Origin of the sequence: Verminephrobacter aporrectodeae subsp. tuberculatae At4, assembly GCF_000193225.1 — a bacterium.
GTDB classification, from domain to species: Bacteria; Pseudomonadota; Gammaproteobacteria; order Burkholderiales; family Burkholderiaceae_C; genus Acidovorax; species Acidovorax aporrectodeae.
The window spans coordinates 1-6511 of record NZ_AFAL01000050.1; the positions used below are offsets into that span (position 1 = coordinate 1).

At 68.4% G+C, this 6511-nt stretch carries 7 protein-coding genes; 3 read left to right on the forward strand and 4 right to left on the reverse strand.

Annotation, left to right across the window (positions count from 1 at the left end; genetic code table 11):
• The 3 genes from VTU_RS0102035 to VTU_RS0102045 all read right to left on the reverse strand — a co-directional run.
• A partial coding sequence (locus VTU_RS0102035; RefSeq protein ID WP_010100239.1) for a cyanophycin synthetase family protein occupies window positions 1-779 on the reverse strand: 779 nt, incomplete at its 3' end.
• Between the two features lie 133 nt (window positions 780-912).
• A complete protein-coding gene (locus VTU_RS0102040) occupies window positions 913-2310 on the reverse strand; it encodes a hypothetical protein (RefSeq protein WP_029554021.1) in 1398 nt (465 codons plus the stop codon).
• Window positions 2303-2524: a hypothetical protein gene (locus VTU_RS0102045; RefSeq protein ID WP_010100241.1), complete on the reverse strand. Its 222-nt coding sequence runs from the start codon at window positions 2522-2524 to the stop codon at window positions 2303-2305. The genes VTU_RS0102040 and VTU_RS0102045 overlap by 8 nt, the downstream gene beginning before the upstream one ends.
• 216 nt (window positions 2525-2740) lie before the next feature.
• On the opposite strand from VTU_RS0102045, the gene VTU_RS25335 reads away from it, so the two are divergent.
• The 3 genes from VTU_RS25335 (at window position 2741) to VTU_RS0102060 (ending at window position 6151) form a co-directional block, all read left to right on the forward strand.
• The gene (locus VTU_RS25335; protein ID WP_010100243.1) at window positions 2741-5047 is read left to right on the forward strand and encodes a cyanophycin metabolism-associated ABC transporter; all 2307 of its coding nucleotides are present in this window, start codon (window positions 2741-2743) and stop codon (window positions 5045-5047) included.
• Between the two features lie 17 nt (window positions 5048-5064).
• The gene (locus VTU_RS0102055; RefSeq protein WP_010100244.1) at window positions 5065-5559 is read left to right on the forward strand and encodes a cyanophycin metabolism-associated DUF1854 family protein; all 495 of its coding nucleotides are present in this window, start codon (window positions 5065-5067) and stop codon (window positions 5557-5559) included.
• Window positions 5560-5728: 169 nt separating this feature from the next.
• Window positions 5729-6151: a hypothetical protein gene (locus VTU_RS0102060; protein ID WP_029554022.1), complete on the forward strand. Its 423-nt coding sequence runs from the start codon at window positions 5729-5731 to the stop codon at window positions 6149-6151.
• Window positions 6152-6166: 15 nt separating this feature from the next.
• On the opposite strand, the gene VTU_RS0102065 is transcribed toward VTU_RS0102060, so the two are convergent.
• A partial coding sequence (locus VTU_RS0102065; RefSeq protein ID WP_010100247.1) for a LysE/ArgO family amino acid transporter occupies window positions 6167-6511 on the reverse strand: 345 nt, incomplete at its 5' end.

Consider the following 6511-nt stretch of genomic DNA (forward strand, 5'->3'; position numbering starts at 1 on the left):
AGCACCACGGGCAGGCCGATGTCCTGCGCGGCCTGCCAGGCTTCTTCGGGGCTATCGACCAATTGGCCTTCGGGGATCGGCACACCGCAGGAGCGCAGCAGGCCCTTGGTCAGGTCCTTGTCGCCGGCGATGCCTTCGGCGATGGCGCTGGTGAACTCGGTCTCGGCGGTCCAGATGCGGCGCTGGCTGGCGCCGTAGCCCAGTTGCACCAGGTTGCCGCTGTTCAGGCGGATATGCGGGATTGCGCGCTCGGTCGCAGCAGTGACGATGCAGGCCGTGCTCGGGCCCAGGTACTGGTCGTCAACCTCGGTGCGCACGCGCGCCACGGCCGCCGGCACGTCAAAGGCCAGGCCGTTGATCGCCGCCATGATCAGGCAGTGGCCCTGCGCCAGCGCCACCCGGCCGACCTGCTCGTCGCGCGCGCGAAACACCATGCGGTACACGCCGCGCTGCGAAGTGCCGCGCGTCTGACCAAAGCCCGTGGGCATTCCCGCAAGATTGAGCAGTTCGATGACGATGTGCTCGAGCACATGGCCGCACCAAGTGCCTTCCTGCAGGCGCTGCAGGAAGCCGCCGCGCTCGCCCACGCCGCAGTGGTGCTCGATCAGCGCCGGCAGCCAGGTGGTCAGGCGCTCGGTAAAACCGGGCAGCGTGTTCGATGCATGCTCCTCCAGCCCGCCCAGATCGAGCCACACCTCGAGCACGGGCCGGTAGGTCCAGATATTCGGGCCGCGCAGGTAGTTGATGCGCAGCAGTTGGATGTCGTCGAATTGCGCCATGGGTTGCAGCGGGTGGGGTTTGCGGTGTTTCTTTCGGGCGCTGATTGTGCGCCGGTCGGGAGGTCGTTTGCCGTGCCAGGAGTCGTCGGACGCCGTCAGCCAAACAATGGCCGCAGACCCTGCGCGCGCAGGCTCACGGCGCTCGATTCCTCGGCCTGACGCCGCCCCTGCGCCCCAGGCCAAAGCCGATGCGGTAGAGGTCCGGCATGTCGATGCGACCGTCCTCCCTGGTTTTGATCAGGCCCAGCCGCTGCAAGTCCTCGCGCAGGCCGTCCCAGCCGCGCTCGGCGTGCTGCGCCGGCAGCCGCAGCGAGGCAATGCTTTGCGGCCCGTCAGGAAACCGTGCCTGCCAGCGCGCTTGCACCTCGGCGTAGTCGCACGGCACGCTCATTCCCCTGAGCTCCGAGAGCAGGTCCGATACCCAGGGGTAGTCCTCGGCCATTTCCTGCACGCGGATCTCCGACGCCTTCTGAATGCCGCGCTTCATGCTCTCGTAATGCAGGGCAAGCGCGTGCTCCGGGTACCGGTTGCCGGAGTCCTCGGCGACCTGGCGGATCGCCGCGAGAAAGGAGCGCGGCGAGGTCTGGCCGCGCCCGTCCGCCAAGTGGCTGACGCACCAGCTATAGGGCACACCGCGCCGCCGGTCGCTGCCCATCCAGGGGCCGGCAAGCCGCTCGAACAGTGCACGCTGCGTGCTGGATTCCCGCTTCATGGCATCGGGCAACCACCAGACGCCGTCGTACTTTGTCGCGTAGGCCATCGCGCACAAACATTCGCCATGCGGATCCGGCGCGTTCACCAGCCGCTGCCACAGCAAGCCGTGCAGATCGTGTCTGGCCCAAACCAGCTCGGCCCGGGTGGCCGCGAGCTTGGACGCGTCCGGAAAGTTGAAAACGGTGCGCTGCGCCTGGTCTTCGCGCAAAAAAACCTTCGCGTGCAGGCCCGGAAAAGACTGGATCCAAAGCATGGCCCGCAAAAGGCCGCGCACGATGTCATCCATTCGCTGCCAGTCGTTGCTCGTGCGGTCCAGGGCATCGAACAGGATCAGGCCACGCCAGTCGCCGCGGCGTTGCATCAGGCGCGCCGCGGCTTCGGGTTTGGACTTCAGCCAAGCGACGGTGTCCGGCCAACTGGCCATGGGCACGCTCTGCTGCGCGCGCTCAGCGATCCAGCGCAACACGGTGGCGCGCCAGAGATCGCAAGGATCCCCCCCGCCATCGATGAAGGCAGCGAACACGTCGGCGTTCGGATAGTGGCCAATGTCCTGCCGGCCGGCAAAACCCACCCGAACCTCGACGCCATCGAGTTCGGGTGAACCGATCAGCCCACGCAGCGTGCTGGACTGCAACACGGCCGTCCAAAAAGACTTCCCCACACCCCGCCCCCCCACGACCACGCTGGTGTCCATGCGCAGCGCCCTCAGGTGCGACAAGGGGATGTACAGCGCACCCGGCTGCAACTCACCGCCAGGACTGCCGGTTTCCTCAAGCGCTGACAAGATGGCGGCGCGCAATGTGCGTGCATCAGACATCGGCATCCTCCGATCCGGGGGTCCCACTTCCACTGACCCCGCCCATCAAGGGGCCGAAAAGGGCGTGCACTGCTTGCGCATCGGTGAGGTACTCATGGAAGAAACCCGGCTGCGTGCGCGCGGAGTGCTCCTCGCGCACGGGCCGGCAGGTCCGGATAGTCGGGCCGCGCAGGGGGTGGCTGCGCAGCAGTTGGATGTCGTCGAATTGCGCCATGGATTTGCAGCGGGTGGGTGGGCGGTGCGGGCTTGGGAATCTGGTGTTTTTCAGGCGCCGATTGTGCGCCAGTCCGGTGGGCTCCAGCGCCCTGGCCGGGTCAGCCAAATCGTCGCATCGGACGTTGAACCCGTCTGGGCTTGCGCATCGGTGAGAATGCGCGCTCGCGCGCGGTCGGCCGCTGCAGGCTGCCGGTGGCAGAAATACCAAACAAAAATGCAACATCACCATGTCGTGGACGCCTCGGGTGTCTCTTGCGGCTCGGCCGACCTGCGGGCCATGCTCGCTCCCGGGGAGAACGTGCTGGCAACGCTGCAGGTTGACCTGAGCGCGGCGCTGCGCTTTGCCGCAGGGTCGGTGGTGCTCACGTCCGAACGCCTGCTGGCCTGCGACCCGGGCAGCACGGTCTGGCGCAGCTGGCCCGTGGACGGCGCCCTGGCGCTGCGCCTGCACGACCATGGCGGCCTGGGCACGCTGGAACTGCACGACGCCCAGTCCCGCCTGGCGCTGTGGCGCTTTACCCTGTCGCGCCACACCCAGGCGCTGCGTCTGGTGCACGGCTTCGAGCGGCAGAGCGCCCGGGGCGAGGACCAGGCAGCAGATGCAGCCGACGCCCCTGCCTGCCCCACCTGCCATGAACCGCTGCCCCCCGACAGCACCGAATGCCCGGCCTGCGCCCGCGCGCAACCCGCACGAACCTCCACCTGGGTGCTGCTGCGCCTGTGGCGTTTTGCGCGGCCTTACCGCGGGCAGCTGGCCGCCGGCTTTGCCCTGACGCTGGCGTCCATGGCCGCCACGCTGGTCGCGCCGTACCTCACGATCCCGCTGATGGACGAGATCCTGATCCCGTTCCAGAACGGCCAGCAGATCGCACCCGACCTGGTGCTGCTCTACCTGGGCGGGCTGCTTTTGTCCGCGCTCGCCGCCTGGGGCCTGGGCTGGGCGCGCACCTACATCCTGGCGCTGGTGTCCGAACGCATCGGCGCCGACCTGCGCACCACGACCTACGAGCACCTGATGCGCCTGTCGCTGGACTACTTTGGCGGCAAGCGCACGGGCGACCTGATGGCGCGCATCGGCTCGGAGACCGACCGCATCAACGTCTTTCTGTCGATGCACGCGCTCGATTTCGCCACCGACCTGCTCATGATCGCCATGACGGCGGCGATCCTGTTCTCCATCAACCCCTGGCTGGCGCTGGTCACGCTGCTGCCGCTGCCGTTCATCGGCTGGATGATCCACACCGTGCGCGACCGCCTGCGCACCGGCTTCGAGAAGATCGACCGGGTCTGGTCCGAGGTGACGAACGTGCTCGCCGACACCATTCCCGGAATCCGCGTGGTCAAGGCCTTTGCCCAGGAACAGCGCGAATCCCGGCGCTTTCACGCGGCCAACCAGCACAACCTGGAGGTCAACGACAAGCTCAACCGGACCTGGAGCCTGTTCACGCCCACGGTCTCGCTGCTCACCGAAATCGGCCTGCTGGTGGTCTGGGCGTTCGGCATCTGGCTGGTCGCGCACAGCCGGATCACGGTCGGCGTTCTCTCGGCCTTCGTCGCCTACATCGGGCGCTTCTACGGGCGGCTCGACTCGATGAGCCGCATCGTCTCGGTCACGCAAAAGGCCGCAGCGGGCGCGAAACGCATCTTCGACATCCTCGACCACGTGAGCAGCGTTCCCGACCCCGCCCAGCCCGTGCAACTCGACCAGGTCCGGGGCGCCATCGGCCTGCGGGCAGTGGGCTTTCGCTACGGCAGCCGCGCCGTCATCGCGGGGCTGAGTCTGGACATCCGCCCCGGCGAGATGATCGGCCTGGTGGGGCACAGCGGATCGGGCAAGAGCACGCTGGTGAACCTGATCAGCCGCTTCTACGACGTGAGCGAGGGCTCCATCCAGGTTGACGGCGTGGACATCCGCCGCTTTGCCGTGGCCGACTACCGCCGCCACATCGGCCTGGTGCTGCAAGAGCCCTTTCTGTTCTTCGGAACGATCGCCGAGAACATCGCCTACGGCAAGCCCGGGGCCACGCGCGACGAGATCGTCGCCGCAGCGCGCGCCGCGCATGCGCATGAATTCATCCTGCGCCTGCCGCACGGCTACGACGCGCTCGTGGGCGAGCGCGGCCAGGGCCTGTCGGGCGGCGAACGCCAGCGCGTTTCGATCGCGCGCGCGCTGCTCATCGACCCGCGCATCCTGATCCTGGACGAGGCGACCTCGGCCGTGGACACGGAAACCGAAAAGGAAATCCAGAAGGCGCTGGACAACCTGGTGCGGGGCCGCACGACGATTGCCATCGCGCACCGCCTCTCGACGCTGCGCAAGGCCGACCGGCTGGTCGTCATGGACCGCGGGGCCGTGGTCGAGGTCGGCGCGCACGACGAACTCATGCACAAGCAGGGCGCGTACTGGCGGCTCCACGAGGCGCAGGCACGCCGCGCCGCCTGCGACGCCGCCGCCGCCGCCGCCGCCCCGTCCGATGGCGCACGCAGCGCCGGCCGCGAACTGCACGCCGACAAACCCTGACCCCGCCGGAGCCGGCCATGAACGCAACCCCCTGCCCGTCGCCGTCTCCCGCGTTCGCGCTCACGCGCAACGCGCATGGCCGCCTGGTACTGACATTGCCCGACGGCACGGCGCACGAGGGCGTGACGCCGGTGCGCGCCTTCCCGATCGCCGCGCCCGCAGAGGGCCTGGCGCTGCTCGGCCCCGACGGCCACGAACTGCTGTGGATTGCCCGGCTCGATCGGCTCGCCGACGCCGTCCGGCAGCGCATAGAGGAAGAGCTGGCAGTGCGCGAATTTGCGCCCGGCATCGAAAAAATCCTTGCCGTCTCCAGCTTCTCCACGCCCAGCACCTGGGACGTGGAAACCGACCGGGGCCCGGCCCGGCTCGTCCTCAGGGCCGAAGAAGACATCCGCCGCCTCGATGGACGCACGCACCTGCTGATCGCCAGCGGCGACGGCGTGCTGTTCCGGATCCGGGACAGCACGGCGCTGGAGCGGCATTCGCGGCGCCTGCTCGAACGCTTTCTCTGACCGGCGCCGGGGGACGGCGTGCGCCAAAACAACGGGCGGCCATGGGGGAAACACCGGATTTCGGGCTACCCGTGAGAAAGACCTCAATTTCCCCTTCTTTTTGCCGTAAGGAATGTACGAAGAGGCCGAAAGACCCACAGCACTGCTTCTCCAAACTTGGGCCATTGCCATGCAACTGCCACCTGTCGACCGATCGCCAAATTGGCGCCCCCCCGGCGCTGATTTGTATTCCACGGGCGCTTCGGGGGCGCCACCGGTGCGCCCCGTCAACGCACCGACCCCCGTCGAATCACTCGACCGGCTGGGAGAAGGCGCCACCGCGCGCACGCCGGACAGGTCTCCCACCGCCGAAGCACCCCCCCGTGACTGGACCGTGGACAGGAAGCGGGAAGCCGTCGAACAGCCGCCGCCCAGGGAACCACCCATGTACAAGCAGCTTCTGGAATTCATTCAGTCCATGTGGCGCGCCAGCGGCAGCGCCATCGAGATCGCCCAGGAGTTGAACCGGACGACGCAGCAGGAGCGCCTTGCCCAGCAAGCCAAGTCGCCAACCTACCCCGACCCGAAGGTCAAGCGCACCGACGGAGCATGAGCGCGCACGCCGGAATCACCCCGCCGACCGCAGCAGACCCACCGCCAGCAGCCCCATCGTGAGCGCAATCAGCGCGTCCAGAACCCGCCATGCCTGCGGCGCAGCAAACACCGGCGCGAGCCAGCGGGCACCATAGCCCAGCGCCGCGAACCACACGCAGCTGGCCAGGGTCGCCCCCACGGCAAAGCCCGCGCGGGGCGCGTCGCCGTAGGGGCTGGCGATGGCGCCGAGCAGCAGCACGGTGTCCAGATACACATGGGGATTGAGCCAGGTGAGCGCGGCCGCGGTGAGCACGGCGCCCCGGGCGCTCGGCAACGGCACCGAAGCCCCCGGATCCAGGCCCCCGGGGCGCCATGCGCG

Excerpts from the sequence above, each read along its gene's own strand:
- VTU_RS0102060 (WP_029554022.1), top strand. The coding sequence starts at position 5,729 with ATGCAACTGCCACCTGTCGACCGATCGCCAAATTGGCGCCCCCCCGGC.
- VTU_RS25335 (WP_010100243.1), top strand. The coding sequence starts at position 2,741 with ATGCAACATCACCATGTCGTGGACGCCTCGGGTGTCTCTTGCGGCTCG.
- VTU_RS0102055 (WP_010100244.1), top strand. The coding sequence starts at position 5,065 with ATGAACGCAACCCCCTGCCCGTCGCCGTCTCCCGCGTTCGCGCTCACG.
- VTU_RS0102045 (WP_010100241.1), bottom strand. The coding sequence starts at position 2,524 with ATGGCGCAATTCGACGACATCCAACTGCTGCGCAGCCACCCCCTGCGC.
- VTU_RS0102040 (WP_029554021.1), bottom strand. The coding sequence starts at position 2,310 with ATGTCTGATGCACGCACATTGCGCGCCGCCATCTTGTCAGCGCTTGAG.